Origin of the sequence: Microbacterium sp. NFH-22A-Y, from assembly GCF_021401375.1 — a bacterium.
GTDB classification, from domain to species: domain Bacteria; phylum Actinomycetota; class Actinomycetes; order Actinomycetales; family Microbacteriaceae; genus Microbacterium; species Microbacterium hominis.
Map to the genome: position 1 here is coordinate 346,342 of NZ_JACBGF010000002.1, position 14,838 is coordinate 361,179.

Below are 14,838 nucleotides of genomic sequence, written 5' to 3' on the forward strand. Positions count from 1 at the left end.
AAGACCTCCCGGCACACCGGCCGGGCCAGATGAAAGGGGCCCTCATGGCCAATCTGAATGTCACCTACGACCAGATGAACTCGGCCGCTTCGCGCCTGCGTGACGGCCAGAGCGAGCTCGAGGCGAACCTCCAGCGCCTGCGTCAGCTGGTCGCCCAGCTGGTCCAGGACGGCTTCACCACGAGCCGTGCCTCGGGCGCGTTCGACGCCTCGTACACCGAGTTCACCACCGGTGCGACCAAGACGGTCCAGGGCATCGAGGGCATGGCGGCCTTCCTCGAGAAGGCCGCTCAGGCCCTCCAGTCGACGGACGAGCAGCTCGCCAGCCAGCTCGGTCAGTGATGTCGACCTGCGGAGCGCGCCCGCGCTCCGCAGGTTCACGAGGCCTTCCACCCCGGTGCTCCGACGCCGCGGGTGGAGGGCCTCGCGAACCTCGGGGGACGACGATCGCCGCCGGAGGCGTCAGCCGCGGGAGTGGCCGAGCACCTTCACGATGATCCCGCGGCGGCGCAGCTCGGCGATCGCGTGGGTCTCCTCGTCGACCGTGCGCCCGAGGGCGTGCTTGTCGGCCACGACGACGACGTCGCCCGACACCAGTCGGCCGAACAGGCGCGTGAGGCGCTCCGACCAGCTCTCGCCGGTTTCGGGGGCGGGATGCCGGAAGCCCTCGATCGGCACCCCGAACTCCGCCAGGGCGTCGCGCTGGGCGATCACGGACGGCAGGTCGTCGCGGGCGACCACGAGCCCCACCAGTCGCGAGCCCGCCGGACGGGCGGCCCACCAGTCGGTGCCCGAGACGACCACGGGCACCGCGGAGGTGACCGCGGGCAGCGCGATCGACTCCGCGTAGTCGGCGGGGGCGCGCTGGTCGTCCGGATGCGGGGTGCTCACGGCATCCATTCTGTCCCACGGCGCCGACACGCACGTGTGCGACGTGCAGCGGCGCGCGTCAGTCGTCCTCGAGGCGGCGCAGCTGCATGCTCAGCTGGTCGGCGTCGAGCTGTGCGAGGGCGTGGCGCAGCGCCGCGGACGAGTACGACCCCTCCCGCGAGACGTCGACGAGCCGCTCCCGCATCGCCTCGATCAGCGCGATCCGCAGGTCGATCACGCCGGCCGAGCTGATCTCGGGCGACTCGATCCGGGGAGCGCTCATCCGCTCGGCCAGCTTCGCGAGCACCTCCGGCGGGTAGGGCACGCCGCTCGCATCCGCCAGCCCGGGCGTGCGCAGCCGCGCGAGGGCGGCTTCGCGCAGCTCGTCGTCCAGCCGCTCGCCCTCCTCCGCAGAGCCGCCGTCGCCCGTGCTCGCGGGGATCTTCAGCATGCGGATCACCCAGGGGAGGGTGAGCCCCTGCACCATGAGGCTGACGAGGGCGACGACGAACGCGATGAAGATCAGCAGCTCCCGCGCGGGGGTGGACGGCTCGAGCGTCTGGGCTGCCGCGAGCGTGACGACGCCGCGCATCCCGGCCCAGACGATGACCACCCCGTCCTTCCACCCGAGGGGCGAGCCCTGGTAGTAGTCCATGTCGTTGAGCACCCGGCCGATCCGCGACCGGAGCCCTTCGACGCGCTGCTGCGTGGCGGCGGCATCCGGCTCTCGACGTGCGACGCGACGGGCCAGGCGGCGGGCGGTGCCGCGCGCCGTGCGTCGCAGCAGCCCCGGCCGCTCCCCGCCGGCGGGGTCCCCGTCCTCGCGCGGCGGTCTCAGCTCGCGCAGATCGCTCGTGCCCGGATCGAAGGCGTCGAGACGGTCGCTGAACGCCTGCAGCCGGTCGCGCTGCATCCGCCGGGCGCGGCGGTCGATGAGGAACACGAGTCCCGACACGTAGAGCGCGCGCACGGCCAGCACGATCGCGAGCGCCACCAGCGCCAGCGTGATGCCGATGCCCACACCGTTGTGCTTGTCGATGTTGCCGGTGACGATGTCGCGCAGCTCGAGCCCCATGATGAGGAAGACCGCGCCCTCCAGCAGCAGCTCGAGGGTGTGCCAGTTCAGTTCGTCGGAGACCCGCTGCTCGGGGGTCGACCACCGTGCGGCACCCTGACCGGTCGTGATGCCCGCGGCCACGGCGGCCACGAGGCCCGAGCCGCCCAGGTGCTCGGTGGGCAGGTACGCGATGAACGGCACGATGAAGCCGATCGCCGTGTTGGCGACCGGCTCGCCGATCCACCGCCGTATCCGCAGGGTGAGCACGCCCACGGTGACGCCGATGACGACCGCGACCAGCACGCCCCACGCGAACGCGCCGATCGTGCTGCCCAGCGAGAACCCCGCCGCGGATGCCGCCACGGCGCTGCGCAGCAGCACGAGCGCGGTGGCGTCGTTCAGCAGGCTCTCGCCCTCCAGCATCGTGATGACCCGCGGCGCGATGCCGAGCTTCTTCGCGATCGAGGTGGCGACGGCATCCGTGGGACTGAGGATGGCGCCGAGGGCGACGGCGAGCGCGAAGTCGAGTCCCGGGATGGCGAAGTAGAACAGGGTGCCGAGGGCCAGGGCGCTGATGACGACGAGCACGACGGCCAGGCCCGCGATCGGCATCGCGTCGCGACGGAACTCGACCGCCGGCAGTCGCACGGCCGAGGCGTAGAGCAGGGGCGGGAGGATGCCGACCAGGATGAGGTCCGGCGGCACCGAGAACGCCGGCAGCAGCAGCGACGCCACGAGACCGATCGCGACGAGGATCAGCGGCCCCGCGACGCCGAGCCGCCGCGCGAGGACCGTCGAGACGCCGATGACCGCGATGCCCGCGATCAGCCAGGTGAGGTCGCTCACCGCGGACTCAGATCAGACCGAGGGCGCGCACCGCGTCGCGCTCGGCGACCAGCTCGGCCACCGAGGCGTCGAGGCGGGCGCGGCCGCGCCCGTCCAGCTCCAGCCCGTCGACGACGCGGTACGCCGTGCCGTCGCTCGTCACCGGCGCCGACGAGTAGAGCCCCGCGGGCACGCCGTACTCGCCGTGCGACAGGACGGCCGCCGACGTCCAGCCGTCGCCCGTGCCGTGCACGAGGTCGCGGACATGGGAGATCGCAGCGTGGGCCGCCGACGCGGCCGACGACGATCCGCGCACCGAGATGATCTCGGCACCGCGCTGGGCGACCCGCGGCACGAACGCCTCGTCGAGCCAGGCGGCGGCCGCCGCGCTGCCGCCGAGACGCTCGGCCAGCGCGTCCGTGACCGGGCGTCCCGCCACCGTCGCGTGCGCGACGTCCGGGAACTGCGTCGCCGAGTGGTTGCCCCAGACGATGACGCCGCGCAGCGCCGCCACCGGCGTCTCCAGCGCGGCGGCGAGCTGGGCGAGCGCGCGGTCGTGGTCGAGGCGCGTCAGCGCGGCGAAGCGCTCGCCCGGGATGTCGGGGGCGGATGCCGCCGCGATGAGCGCATTGGTGTTGGCGGGGTTGCCCACCACCACGACGCGCACGTCGTCGGCGGCCGCCGCGTTCAGCGCCGCGCCCTGCGGACCGAAGATGCCCGCGTTGGCCGCCAGCAGGTCGGCGCGCTCCATCCCGGCCGAGCGGGGACGGGCTCCGACGAGCATCGCGATGTTGGCGCCGTCGAAGGCGACGCGCGGGTCGTCGGTGATCTCGACATCCGCCAGCAGGGGGAACGCGCAGTCCTGCAGCTCCAGTGCGGCCCCTTCGGCGGAGGCGAGCCCCTGCGGGATCTCCAGCAGGCGCAGACGCACCGGACGGTCGGCGCCGAGCATGTCGCCGGCGGCGATCCGGAACAGCAGCGCGTAGCCGATCTGTCCGCCGGCTCCGGTCACGGTGACTGTCGTGGGATCCATGGATCTGAGCCTACGGGGGCAAGCCCGGTGGCGGTACGGTGGGGCATGACCTTCAACAGCAATGCAGAGCTGGGAGGGACGACCGCACGGCGACGAGGCCGCGGGGGAGGTGCCGCGGCGGTCGCCGGCGGCGGGCTGGCCGGCCTCGGTGGGATCGCGGTGCTCCTGCTCGTGCTCTTCACCGGCGGCGACGTCACGAGCCTGCTCGGCGGCACGGGCGGCGGGCAGGACTCCGCCATCGCGGGCTGCGACACCGGCGCCGACGCGAACGCGAACGACGACTGCCGGCTCGTGTTCGGACAGAAGGCGCTCGACGGCTACTGGGCCGATCAGGTGCAGGGCTACCGTGCGCCGCAGCTGATCATCGTCGACGGGTCGACCTCGACGCGGTGCGGCACGGCCTCGAACGCGACGGGCCCGTTCTACTGCCCGCCGGAGGAGACCATCTACGTCGATCCGACGTTCTTCGGCCTGCTCCGCAGCCAGTTCGGAGCGCAGGCGGGCGACCTCGCCCAGCTCTACGTCCTCGCCCACGAGTACGGCCACCACATCCAGCAGATCACCGGGATCATGGACCAGTACCCGAACGACGGCACCGGGCCGACCAGCAACGGGGTGCGCACCGAGCTGCAGGCCGACTGCTTCGCCGGCGCGTGGATCGCGGATGCGACCTCCACGACGGACGCGAACGGCGTGGCCTACCTGCAGCAGCCCACCGACGCGCAGCTGCGCGACGCGCTCGATGCGGCGGCCGCCGTCGGCGACGACCGCATCCAGGCGCAGTCGGGACGGGTCAACCCCGAGACCTGGACCCACGGGTCGAGCGGGCAGCGCCAGCGCTGGTTCACCACCGGATACCAGAGCGGGCTCGACGCCTGCGACACCTTCTCGGTGTCGGGAGGAGAACTGTGAACGGCCCGGCGCACCTCGACGACATCCTGTATCCCGCGATCGAGCCCTATGAGACGGGGTACCTGCTGGCCGGCGACGGCCAACGGGTCTACTGGGAGCAGTCCGGCAACCCCGACGGCAAGCCCGTCGTGTTCCTGCACGGAGGTCCCGGCGGCGGCACCTCGCCGTGGCACCGCCGCTTCTTCGACCCGGAGAGGTACCGCATCGTGCTGTTCGACCAGCGCGGCTGCGGCCGGTCGACGCCCCACATGAGCGCGCCCGACGCCGATCCGCGGTTCAACACGACCTGGCACCTGGTGGCCGACATCGAGCTGCTGCGGCGCAACCTCGGGATCGACCGGTGGCAGGTCTTCGGCGGATCGTGGGGCTCCGCCCTCGCGCTCGCCTACGCGCAGTGCCACCCGGATGCCGTCAGCGAGATCGTGCTGCGCGGCGTCTTCACGCTGCGTCGCCACGAGCTGGAGTGGTTCTACGAGGGTGGCGCGTCGGCGATCTTCCCCGATCTGTGGGAGGCGTACGTCGCGCCGATCCCCGTGCTCGAGCGCTCGCGGATGATCGAGGCCTACCACCGGCGGCTCACCGACCCCGATCCCGCCGTCCACGAGCCGGCGGCGATCGCGTGGACCACGTGGGAGATGTCGACGCTCACCCTTCATCCCGATCCCGATCTGGTGGCCTCGATGACCGACGCCGCGACCGCCGTCGCGTTCGCCCGCATCGAGAACCACTACTTCGTGCACGGCGGGTGGCTGCGCGAGGGCCAGCTCATCGACGACGTCGGCGTGATCCGCGACATCCCCGCCGTCATCGTCCAGGGGCGCTACGACGTGTGCACCCCGATCATGACGGCATGGGACCTCCACCGCGCGTGGCCCGAGGCCGAGTTCGTCGTCGTGGACGACGCCGGCCACTCGGCATCCGAGCCCGGCATCGCCCGCGCCCTCCGCGCCGCCACCGACCGCTTCGCCTAGCCCCCCTCCTCCTCTCCCCCTGGAGCGCGAGCCGCTACTCCGCGTGCGAGCCGCCACGCGCTGTACCGGCCGGATCGTGGCGGCTCGGCCGGGCGATAGCGGCTCGGCGAGAAGGGGGAGGGTGGGGGGACTGCTAGGATGGGGGTACTTGCAGCGCCGAATCGGCGCTCTCGCGTCGTAGAACGCTTCCCTCGCCGCCCGGCCCCGACCGGATGATCGGCTGACATTCTTCGTACGGCGACCCTGTGCGCATCCGCGCAGAGGCCACCGATCCGGGCGTCCCGCCCAGAAACATCACCATGTCTGACATCACTTTCGGCGCGCTCGGCGTGCCCGCCCCCCTGCTCGACGTGCTCGCGAAGGACGGCAAGACCACCGCCTTCCCCATCCAGGTCGACACCCTGCCCGACACGCTCGCCGGCCGCGACGTGCTCGGCCGCGGCAAGACCGGCTCGGGCAAGACCCTCGCCTTCTCCATCCCCCTCGCCGCCCGCCTCGGCGGCCCGCTCGCCGGCGGCAGCCGCCGCTCCGGCCGCATCCTCGGTCTCGTGCTCGCGCCGACGCGTGAGCTCGCGACGCAGATCAACGCGACCCTCGAGCCCCTGGCGGCCGCGTACGGCATGAAGACCACGACGATCTTCGGCGGCGTCAACCAGAACCGCCAGGTCGCCGCGCTGAAGGCCGGCGTCGACATCGTCGTCGCCTGCCCCGGCCGCCTCGAAGACCTCATCTCGCAGGGCTTCGTGAAGCTGGATGCCGTGGAGATCACCGTCATCGACGAGGCCGACCACATGGCCGACCTGGGCTTCCTGCCCTCGGTCACGCGCATCCTCGACAAGACCCCGCGCGACGGGCAGCGCCTGCTGTTCAGCGCCACGCTGGACAACGGCGTCGACAAGCTCGTGAAGCGGTTCCTGCAGAACGAGGTGCTGCACTCGGTCGACGAGGCGCATTCGCCCGTCGCCGCGATGACCCACCACGTCTTCCACGTCGGCGGCGTCGAGGAGAAGAAGGAGCTCGTGCGCACGCTCGCCTCGGGCACCGGCCGTCGCATCCTCTTCATGCGTACCAAGCACCACGCCAAGAAGCTCGCCCAGCAGCTGACGTCGCAGGGTATCCCGTCGGTCGATCTGCACGGCAACCTGTCGCAGCCGGCCCGTGACCGCAACCTCGCCGCCTTCAGCTCGGGCGCCGCGAAGGTGCTCGTCGCCACCGATGTCGCCGCGCGCGGTGTGCACGTCGACGACGTCGAGCTCGTCATCCACGTCGACCCGCCCATGGAGCACAAGGCGTACCTGCACCGCTCCGGCCGCACGGCCCGCGCCGGCGCCGAGGGCTCGGTCGTCACGCTCGTGCTGCCCGGTCAGGAGAAGGACGTCAAGGACCTCCTCCGCAAGGCCGCGATCACCGCGACCCCCGTGCCCGTGACGCCGACCTCCCCGCAGGTCACCGCGCTCGTCGGTGAGGTCGCCCCCTACGTCGCACCCGCGCCGAAGTCCGAGCAGCCCGGCCGTGGCCAGGGCGGCGGCGGTCGCAGCCAGGGCGCCAATGCGCAGCGCAAGCGCGCGGCCCGCGAGGGCGCGCCGGCCGGCCAGGGCGGACGCGGCGGCCGTGGCAACGGCCAGCGCAGCCAGGATCAGCCCCGCGCGGACCGCGCCGGACGCCCGGCCGCGGATCGTGCCGGACGCCCGGCCGCCGACCGTGCCGCCGGCGGTCGCGAGCAGCGCCCGGCTCGCGATCACCGTGCCGCCGCGCAGCCCGCGGCATCCGGCAACGCGCGCACGGCGGGACGCCGCGCCACGCACGCCGGGGGAGCCGGTGCCACCGGCGGCAAGCTCATGGTGGGATCGGTCGTGCGGCAGAATGGCGGCCCGCGCCGCTCCGGACGCTGATCCCGGGCGGTCGGGGTCGCGGCCCCGCGGGCCTCGACGGTTCGCCGTGACGAGCGTCGGACGATCGACGCCGGCCCGGCCGATGACCCGCGGGTTTGTGCGGCACGCCCGCGGGTGAGCTGACGGTTGTCCGGCGTTGGTCACCCGCCCACCCGCGCCACCCGCCGCCGCGTCCACGCCGCCACTGGTCGTCCCCGGTTCGCCGTGACGAACGTCGGACGATCGACGCGGGCCCGGCAGACGACCCGCGGGCTTCTGCGGCGCGCCCGCGGGTGAGCTGACGGTGTCCGGCGTTGGTCACGCGCCCACCGGCGCCACCGCTCCACCGCCACCGCCCACTGAGGCCGGCCGCCTACCGGCGCCCGCGCCCCCCGCGCGCACCACTCGGCGGGCGGGGTCAGACCGCGCGGATGAGGTCCGCGGCGCGCTCGCCGATCACGATCGCGGGCGCGTTCGTGTGCCCGCGGATGATCGTGGGGATCACCGACGCGTCCGCGACCCGCAGGCCGTCGACTCCGCGCACGCGCAGTGCGGGATCGACCACGGATGCCGCGTCCTCGCCCATACGCGCCGTGCCCACCGGGTGGTACAGGGTGTGCGAATACCGCCGCAGCGACAACTCGATGCGTTCGGCGGCGCTCATCCGCTCGCCACCGGCCGGCCGCACCCATCCGCCGGTGGTCACGGCGCGCAGCGCGGGCGTCGCGATGAGGCGTTCGCACTCCGCGAGCCCCGCCCGCAGGGTCTCGGCGTCGACGCCCTCGGGATCGGTGAGGTAGCCGGGGTCGATGATCGCGGCGTCCGTGGGGTCGGCCGAGGCCAGACGGATCATCCCGCGACTGCGCGGGCGCAGGAGGATGGCCCCCACGGTGATGCCCTCCGCGGGCGGCGGCACGAGGCCCTCACCGACGTACGGGGCGGCGGCGAAGATGATCTCGATGTCCGGCAGCCCCGCGGGCGCGCCCCGGTCGTCGGCGACCGCGGTGCGCACGAAGCCGTAGGCCTCGGCCACGTTCGAGCTCAGCATGCCGCGTCGCGAGGAGAGGTAGCGCGCCAGTTGGCCGGGCCGCTGCGCCCCGTAGAGCGTTCCGCCGCGGGCGGCGGGCGCGAGCCCCGCCACGAGGTGGTCCTGGAGGTTCGCACCGACGCCGGGGGCATCGACCCGCACCCGGATGCCGTGGCTGCGGAGCTCGTCCGCGTCGCCGATCCCGCTGAGCAGGAGCAGCTGCGGCGTGTTGATCGCTCCGCCGGCGAGGATGACCTCGCGGCGGGCGCGCGCGTGCCGGGTGATGCCGGCGATGTCGACGTAGACGCCGGTGGCGCGGGGGCGTCCGTCGCCCTCCTCGAAGGTGACGCGTCGGACGAGGGCGTCGGTGACGACCCGCAGGTTGGCTCGGGCGCGGGCCGGGCGAAGGTACGCGTCGGCGGTCGAGGCGCGGGCGCCGCGGTGCTGCGTGACCATCGTCTGGGAGAAGCCCTGACGGGTGGGCAGGTTCGCGGTGGTGACGGGATGCCGCAGCTCGCGCGCGGCCTGCAGGAATGCCGCCGTGTGGGGCCGGGGATCGCGCTGGTGCTCGACCGGCTGCGCGCCGGCGGTGCCCTGGCTGGCGTCGGCGGCGCCCTGCGTCGCCTCGACGCGCTGGAAGTACGGCGCGAGCGACGCCCACGACCAGCTGTCGCCGGCGCTCTGCGCCCACTCGTCGTAGTCGGCGGCGAAACCGCGCACCCACATCATCGCGTTGAGCGACGACGACCCGCCGAGCGTCTTTCCCCGCGGCCAGTAGATGGTGCGGTTCTCCAGCTCGCGCTGGGGCACCGTGTCGTAGTTCCAGTCGTAGCGCCCCCGGAACAGGGTGGAGAAGGCCGCCGGCACGTGCAGCGCGAGGGCCGCGTCCGGCGGCCCGGCCTCCAGCACGAGCACCGACGTCGCCGGATCCTCGCTGAGACGGGCGGCGAGGGCGGCCCCGGCGGAGCCGGCGCCGACGATGACGTAGTCGGCCTCCAGCGTGGACGGCCTCCCGCGGGTCGCCCGTCTCGACGCGCTCACGCGCCGAAGGCCTTCACGAGCGTGACGGCCATCTTCGCGGGGTTGCCGTCGATGCGGAACCGCGTGAACCCCTCGCACACGGCGGCGCCGGTGCGCGACGTCACGAACCAGGGCGGCTTGGGAAGCACCGACAGGCCGCCGCCGCGGGCGGCGGAGGAGACGGACCGGGGGAACGGGCGGAACGGGCCGCGCACGACCGTGCGCTCGACCCGGTCGAGCAGCAGCGCGTTGTGGACGATGCCCATGCCGCTTGGCGCGTCGGCGAGGGTGCCTCCCGGGAACGCGCCCCAGGTCGCCGTCGGGGTGAGGAACCCGAACGCCGTCCAGGCGTTGACCGCGACGGTGCCGTACCGCAGGTCGGCGACGGCGCGTTCGAAGCCGTCGCCGAGCGCGTTCTGGGTGACGGGGTCGATGAGCACATTGGCGCCGAGGGTGCCGACGAGCCGGTCGTTGGCGTGCGCGACGGCGGCGTCGAGGAACTCCTGACCCGTCCCGCGCAGGCCCACCACGGCGAGCACGGGCGCGAAGTACTCGGTCGTCTCGAGGGTGGTCGCATCCTCGGGGCGCGCCTCGATGAGGGCGCGGGTCCCGCCGGCGCACCAGGCGGCATCCGGGTAGGAGGAGCGCGCCGCGTCGAGCTTGCTCTGGCTGTGCGGGTACCAGACGGGTCGCGAGGGCGCGCGGTCGTACGCGGCGCGCACCTCGTCGAGGAACGCGTCGCGCTGCGGCCAGTCCTCCGAGAGCAGCACGACCTGCCCGGCGATGCAGTTGTGGCCGCTGTTGTGCAGCCGCATGGTGACGACGTGCTCCGCCTGGAAGCGCAGGTCGGCCGCCGACCAGTCACCGGGCACCACGATGATGGGCGACACGCCGCCGAGCTCGGCCGTGATCGGCTTCTTCAGCAGCGGTCGTCCCTCCCGCCGCCGACGCGTGGCCGCACCCGCGGCTCCCGGCGTGTGCGACGGCCCCCACACGATCGCGCCGAACGTCGACTCCGAGCCGGTGATGTGCACGTGATCGATGTCCGGATGCTGGGTCAGGTAGCCCCCGACGTCGCCGCCGCCGCGGACGATCCGCAGGAGTCCGGGCTCGATGAGCGGCGCCAGCGCGCGCTCGAACACCGGCACCAGCGCGTCCTGCGTGGGGTTGACCTTGAGGATCACGACGCGGTTGAACGCCAGCAGCTCGTACAGCACATCGAGGTAGGGGATGGAGGTGATGTTGCCCGCGCCGAGCACGAGGCCCACACCGCCGGATGCCGCGGGGTCGAGCTGGCCGAGGCCCGCCTCGCGGCGGGCGGTGGCGGCGTCGACGCCGGGCTGCAGCCAGACCTCGGTGGTGTAGCCCGACAGCAGCAGCGTGTCGGTCGCCGTCAGCGGCGAGGTGTGGACGACCGTGCGCGCACCGGGGGCGGACCCGGTGCGGAGGTCTTCGAGCGGCGACCGGCCGACCGCGAGGGCGTGCAGGGTGTCGGCGTAGGCGTCGAGGGCGACGAGGGCCGCGTACGGTCCGGACAGCCACTCCTCGCCGCGCAGCGGATGCCCGGGCGGCAGTCCCTTCGAGGTCGCCGCCGTGTCGGCCCACTCCTCGGCGACCGCCGCGGTCGCGACGCGGACGCGGCGGATCAGCGTGCGCCGCTGGCCGAGCGTGAGGGCGCTCCACGCGCGGGTGCCGCTGCGGAGCTGGGCGATCGCGGCATCCAGATCGTCCTGCACGTCGTGGTCGAGCCGGTCTCCGGTCGACGTCTTCGGTGGTGCGGACGGGGCGCCTGCGGTCACGGCGTTCTCCTTCGAAGCGGGTTCGCGCTCGCGCGCGGGCCTCCAGCTTACGTCGGAGCGAGACGCAGTCCCAGGGTCATTGCCACTCGATGCCGTTCCGGCGGCTCGCGGCCCGGTCCCGGGCGCGCGCTCAGATCAGCGAGAGCTCGCGCAGCTTCGCCTCGACGTCGGCGTTGGTCGGCTCGACGTGGTGGGAGGCGTCGGGGTAGACGACGACGGGGATGTTCGTGCGACCCGAGATCTCGCGGGCCACGTCGGCGGCGGCGGGGTCGGCGACGAGGTCCACATAGGTGTACTCCACACCCAGCTCGTCGAGCTGCTTCTTGGTGCGGATGCAGTCGCGGCACCAGTCGGCGCCGAACATCGTGATCGGGGTGTTCTCGGAGGTCATGATTCCAGCGTACGCTCGGCGGCGCGGCTGACGGCCCGGGTCGCCACACGGGACGTGGACGTTTTCTTCGGGGCGTACACCCACAGTGCGTGGTAGACGAATCGCACCACGAACGCCGCCGCGAGCGTGATCGCCGCGGCCAGGACGCTCGGGATGTGGGCGCCCTGCACGAGCAGCGGGATGATCGGGATGCGGACGACGGCTTCGACGTTGTTGAACGCGAACGACTTCAGGAAACGCACCCACATCTGGCCGGACTCGGAGCGCATGTCGGCGAAGACGAGGTATTCGAGCAGCAGGAAGTTGCCGATGATCGTCACCTCGCTCGCGATGATCGCGGCGGTGAGGTAGTTCATGCCGAGGTGGATGAGACCCCACATGATGACGAGGTTCGCGATCGCCCCGACGCCGCCGACGAGGGCGAACGCCGACATACGGCCGAAGCGGAGCATCGCCAGCTGGGTCAGGAACCGCATGCCCTGCGAGAACGTCGCCTTCGACTCGCCGGCGAAGCGGGTGGCGAAGGCGAACGGGATCTCGCCGATGCGCATCTGACGGCGCGCGAGGATCTCGAGCAGGATCTTGAAGCCGCGCGGGCGCAGGTCGTCGAGGTCGACGGTGTCGCGGTCGACGAGGAAGAACCCGGTCATCGGGTCGGTGCAGCCGTGCAGCTTCCGCGGGAACATGGCCTTCGTCAGAAGGGTGGAGGTGCGCGAGACCGCGGTGCGCGTCGCTCCGGCGAGCCCGCCGGCGGTGCCGCCGGCGACGTAGCGCGAGGCGACAACGATGTCCACGTCGCCGAGCGCGGCGCGGTCGAGCATGCGGGGGATGTCCTCCGGCGGATGCTGCAGGTCGCCGTCCATCACGAGGCACCAGCGCGCCTGCGCGCTGCGGAAGCCCTCGAGCACGGCGCCGCTCAGACCGCCCTCGGGCGCGTCGCGGTGGATGACACGGACGGGGAAGTCGGTGGCCCGGGCGACCGCTGCGATCGTGGCGGGCGTGTCGTCGGTCGAGTCGTCGACGAACACGATCTCGAAGTCGACGTCCCCCAGCGCCGCGCCGATGCGTCGGACCAGCTCGGCGACGTTCTCCCCCTCATTGAAGGTGGGAACGATGACGGAAAGATCCATGGGCATGCGCTCGCGATCGGTCAGGGACAGAACCGTCCCAGCCTATCGACGCGGAGTTGGGCAAGTGCTGTGCGTGCTCTGTCAGTTCCGCAAGGTCCTGCGGCGCCGGTGATCAGCCGATCTGCTTCTTCAGATCGGGCACGCCCATCCCGTAGTTGATGCGGATGCAGGGCAGCGCGAGCTTCTCCGTGCCGACCGACACGTAGCCCTGCTCGATGGTCCTCGCCATCTCGAAGCCGGCTTCGCGGAGGCCCTCCTTGGCGGTGTCGTTGTTGTGACCGTACGGATAGGCCATGACCTCGGCGACGCCCCCGAGCGCCGTCGCCGACGCCGTCATGTCGGCCGCGATCTGCGCAGCGGAGAGGTTGACCATCTCCCCCTTTCCGTTCGCGCCCGCCTTGTGCATGTCGTTGGTGTGCGAGCGCGGCAGGATGAAACGGTTCTGCGCGGGCACGCCCGAGCCGGTGATCACGAAGGAGGTCGCCATGAGCTGCAGCTGCTCGTTGATCGGCGAGGCCATGGTCAACCACGACGGGTCGGCGTCGTCGTCGGTGATGATGACCGAGTGATCGGGGAGGTACAGCGCTCCGTCGATGAAAGCGCTCAGCTCGTCCCAGGTGGGCAGGTAGAACGCCTGGTCCTTGATGTACTGCATCTGCGCGCGGTAGTCCTCGATGTACGCGTAGTTGCCGCGCAGCCAGCCCTCTTCGCCGCCGGGCTTGGTCGTGAACTGGTGGTACATGAGGATCGGCACCCGCGCCTTCGCGGCGGTGACCGCGTCGGCGTTCGTCCAGGCTCCGTAGAGCGTCGTCTGGCGCTCCGTGCACGAGACGAGGTCGGATCCGTTGATCCTCGTGGCGGGGTCTCCGGCGTGCGCGGCGGGGTCGGCGGATGCCGCGGCCGCCGTCGCCGCATCGGCATACCACCCCGCGAAGACGCGTCCGTCGGCGCGGGGGATCGGGAGATGGTCGTACAGGCGGTCCTGCACCTGCAGCTGTGGATCGAGGGTGACGCCGTCGACGCGGAAGCTGACGGCGCAGGCGCCCACGACGTCGGGGTGGGCGGCGAGGAGCTGCTCGGACGCCGTGAGCGGCGTCGGCGTCGGCGTCGGCGAGGCGACGGATGCCGAGGCCCCGGCATCCGGCGTGGAACCGTCCGTCGGCTCGGATGCGCAGCCGGACAGTGCCGCCGCGACGGCCCCGACGATGAGGCCGGCGGCGAGCGCCCGGCCGAGAACGCCACGACTGGTCTGCAGACCGCCCATGTATGACCCCCAAGACGAGGGCGCACCCCGCGCCCGGGATCATCCTACGGTCGGCCCGCTCCTCCTCTCGTCGGCGCGCGCCTGACCTCGGCCGGGACGGCGCGGCGGCGACATCCGTCGTGGCGTCGTCAGGCGGTCTCGCGCGCGCTCGGCCGGTCCTCGCCGGCCGCGCTCGCCGCCTCCAGCGCGCGCCGCAGCTGCGTGCTCGACGTGTGCGCCGTGTACGGGAAGTACACGACCTGCACGCCGACGGCGGCGAAGTCGCGCTCGAGGCGGAGGCCCTTCTCGGTGCCGCGCCAGTCGTCGCCCTTGAAGAAGTGGGTGAAGCCCACCTCCCGCCAGACCTCGAGCTTGTCGGGCACCGTCTCGATGTGGACGTGGTCGACGTACCTGATGTCCCGGACGATCTGCGCGCGCTCGATCGTCGGGACGAAGGGCTCGACCCCCTTCACCAGCCGGAGCATCTCGTCGCTGACCACCCCGGCGATGAGCAGATCGCACTGCTCCTTCGCATGTCGAAGGATGTTCAGGTGTCCGATGTGGAACAGATCGAACGCCCCCGCGGCGTATCCGATCGACACAGCCATAGCGAGCCCCCCCAGCTGCTGACGTGAAATCCCGGGCCCCCCGGCCCGGTCCGAGCCCCCCGGCTCGATGCGGGCCCCCCGG

At 72.6% G+C, this 14,838-nt stretch carries 13 protein-coding genes; 4 read left to right on the top strand and 9 right to left on the bottom strand.

What is annotated here, in order from left to right:
- The first annotated feature begins 44 nt into the window (after positions 1 to 44).
- Complete coding sequence (locus L0965_RS07550; protein WP_060961131.1) at positions 45 to 341, top strand: WXG100 family type VII secretion target; 297 nt, start codon at positions 45 to 47, stop codon at positions 339 to 341.
- 120 nt (positions 342 to 461) lie between these two features.
- Here L0965_RS07550 and L0965_RS07555 read toward each other — a convergent pair whose 3' ends face one another.
- Genes L0965_RS07555 through L0965_RS07565 form a run of 3 tightly spaced genes read right to left on the bottom strand, consistent with a single transcriptional unit; the run spans position 462 to position 3,784 of the window.
- Entirely contained in the window at positions 462 to 899 is a 438-nt protein-coding gene (locus tag L0965_RS07555; RefSeq protein ID WP_060961130.1) for a dehydrogenase, read from the bottom strand.
- Between the two features lie 49 nt (positions 900 to 948).
- Positions 949 to 2,772: a sodium:proton antiporter gene (locus L0965_RS07560; RefSeq protein WP_101307004.1), complete on the bottom strand. Its 1,824-nt coding sequence runs from the start codon at positions 2,770 to 2,772 to the stop codon at positions 949 to 951.
- A gap of 7 nt (positions 2,773 to 2,779) precedes the next feature.
- The gene (locus L0965_RS07565) at positions 2,780 to 3,784 is read right to left on the bottom strand and encodes a malate dehydrogenase (RefSeq protein ID WP_234057972.1); all 1,005 of its coding nucleotides are present in this window, start codon (positions 3,782 to 3,784) and stop codon (positions 2,780 to 2,782) included.
- Between the two features lie 45 nt (positions 3,785 to 3,829).
- On the opposite strand from L0965_RS07565, the gene L0965_RS07570 reads away from it, so the two are divergent.
- The 3 genes from L0965_RS07570 (at position 3,830) to L0965_RS07580 (ending at position 7,559) form a co-directional block, all read left to right on the top strand.
- Positions 3,830 to 4,696, top strand: a complete 867-nt coding sequence (locus tag L0965_RS07570; protein WP_061781925.1) for a neutral zinc metallopeptidase — start codon at positions 3,830 to 3,832, stop codon at positions 4,694 to 4,696.
- On the top strand, positions 4,693 to 5,667 hold the full coding sequence (gene pip / locus L0965_RS07575; protein WP_082734312.1) for a prolyl aminopeptidase: 975 nt from the start codon (positions 4,693 to 4,695) through the stop codon (positions 5,665 to 5,667). Before L0965_RS07570 ends, pip begins: the two co-directional genes overlap by 4 nt.
- A gap of 299 nt (positions 5,668 to 5,966) precedes the next feature.
- A complete protein-coding gene (locus L0965_RS07580) occupies positions 5,967 to 7,559 on the top strand; it encodes a DEAD/DEAH box helicase (RefSeq protein WP_101307295.1) in 1,593 nt (530 codons plus the stop codon).
- Positions 7,560 to 7,956: 397 nt separating this feature from the next.
- On the opposite strand, the gene L0965_RS07585 is transcribed toward L0965_RS07580, so the two are convergent.
- The 6 genes from L0965_RS07585 to L0965_RS07610 all read right to left on the bottom strand — a co-directional run bounded on the left by L0965_RS07585 (position 7,957) and on the right by L0965_RS07610 (position 14,756).
- Positions 7,957 to 9,606 carry a GMC family oxidoreductase gene (locus L0965_RS07585; protein ID WP_232783942.1) on the bottom strand — a complete coding sequence of 550 codons (1,650 nt, stop codon included), beginning with the start codon at positions 9,604 to 9,606 and terminating at the stop codon, positions 7,957 to 7,959.
- Positions 9,603 to 11,384: an aldehyde dehydrogenase family protein gene (locus L0965_RS07590; RefSeq protein ID WP_101307001.1), complete on the bottom strand. Its 1,782-nt coding sequence runs from the start codon at positions 11,382 to 11,384 to the stop codon at positions 9,603 to 9,605. The genes L0965_RS07585 and L0965_RS07590 overlap by 4 nt, the downstream gene beginning before the upstream one ends.
- Before the next feature lie 130 nt (positions 11,385 to 11,514).
- Complete coding sequence (locus tag L0965_RS07595) at positions 11,515 to 11,775, bottom strand: glutaredoxin family protein (RefSeq protein WP_060961124.1); 261 nt, start codon at positions 11,773 to 11,775, stop codon at positions 11,515 to 11,517.
- A complete protein-coding gene (locus tag L0965_RS07600; RefSeq protein ID WP_101307000.1) occupies positions 11,772 to 12,905 on the bottom strand; it encodes a glycosyltransferase family 2 protein in 1,134 nt (377 codons plus the stop codon). The genes L0965_RS07595 and L0965_RS07600 overlap by 4 nt, the downstream gene beginning before the upstream one ends.
- A 112-nt stretch (positions 12,906 to 13,017) precedes the next feature.
- A complete protein-coding gene (locus L0965_RS07605; protein ID WP_101306999.1) occupies positions 13,018 to 14,169 on the bottom strand; it encodes a polysaccharide deacetylase family protein in 1,152 nt (383 codons plus the stop codon).
- 128 nt (positions 14,170 to 14,297) lie between these two features.
- Positions 14,298 to 14,756, bottom strand: coding sequence for an adenylyltransferase/cytidyltransferase family protein (locus tag L0965_RS07610; protein ID WP_101306998.1), 459 nt, complete (start codon positions 14,754 to 14,756; stop codon positions 14,298 to 14,300).
- Positions 14,757 to 14,838: the final 82 nt, after the last annotated feature.

What these genes read in the sequence shown, in the direction of transcription:
- L0965_RS07550 (WP_060961131.1), top strand. Translation starts at nt 45, where the DNA reads ATGGCCAATCTGAATGTCACCTACGACCAGATGAACTCGGCCGCTTCG.
- L0965_RS07555 (WP_060961130.1), bottom strand. Translation starts at nt 899, where the DNA reads ATGGATGCCGTGAGCACCCCGCATCCGGACGACCAGCGCGCCCCCGCC.
- L0965_RS07565 (WP_234057972.1), bottom strand. Translation starts at nt 3,784, where the DNA reads ATGGATCCCACGACAGTCACCGTGACCGGAGCCGGCGGACAGATCGGC.
- L0965_RS07570 (WP_061781925.1), top strand. Translation starts at nt 3,830, where the DNA reads ATGACCTTCAACAGCAATGCAGAGCTGGGAGGGACGACCGCACGGCGA.
- L0965_RS07580 (WP_101307295.1), top strand. Translation starts at nt 5,967, where the DNA reads ATGTCTGACATCACTTTCGGCGCGCTCGGCGTGCCCGCCCCCCTGCTC.
- L0965_RS07595 (WP_060961124.1), bottom strand. Translation starts at nt 11,775, where the DNA reads ATGACCTCCGAGAACACCCCGATCACGATGTTCGGCGCCGACTGGTGC.
- L0965_RS07600 (WP_101307000.1), bottom strand. Translation starts at nt 12,905, where the DNA reads ATGGATCTTTCCGTCATCGTTCCCACCTTCAATGAGGGGGAGAACGTC.
- L0965_RS07605 (WP_101306999.1), bottom strand. Translation starts at nt 14,169, where the DNA reads ATGGGCGGTCTGCAGACCAGTCGTGGCGTTCTCGGCCGGGCGCTCGCC.
- L0965_RS07610 (WP_101306998.1), bottom strand. Translation starts at nt 14,756, where the DNA reads ATGGCTGTGTCGATCGGATACGCCGCGGGGGCGTTCGATCTGTTCCAC.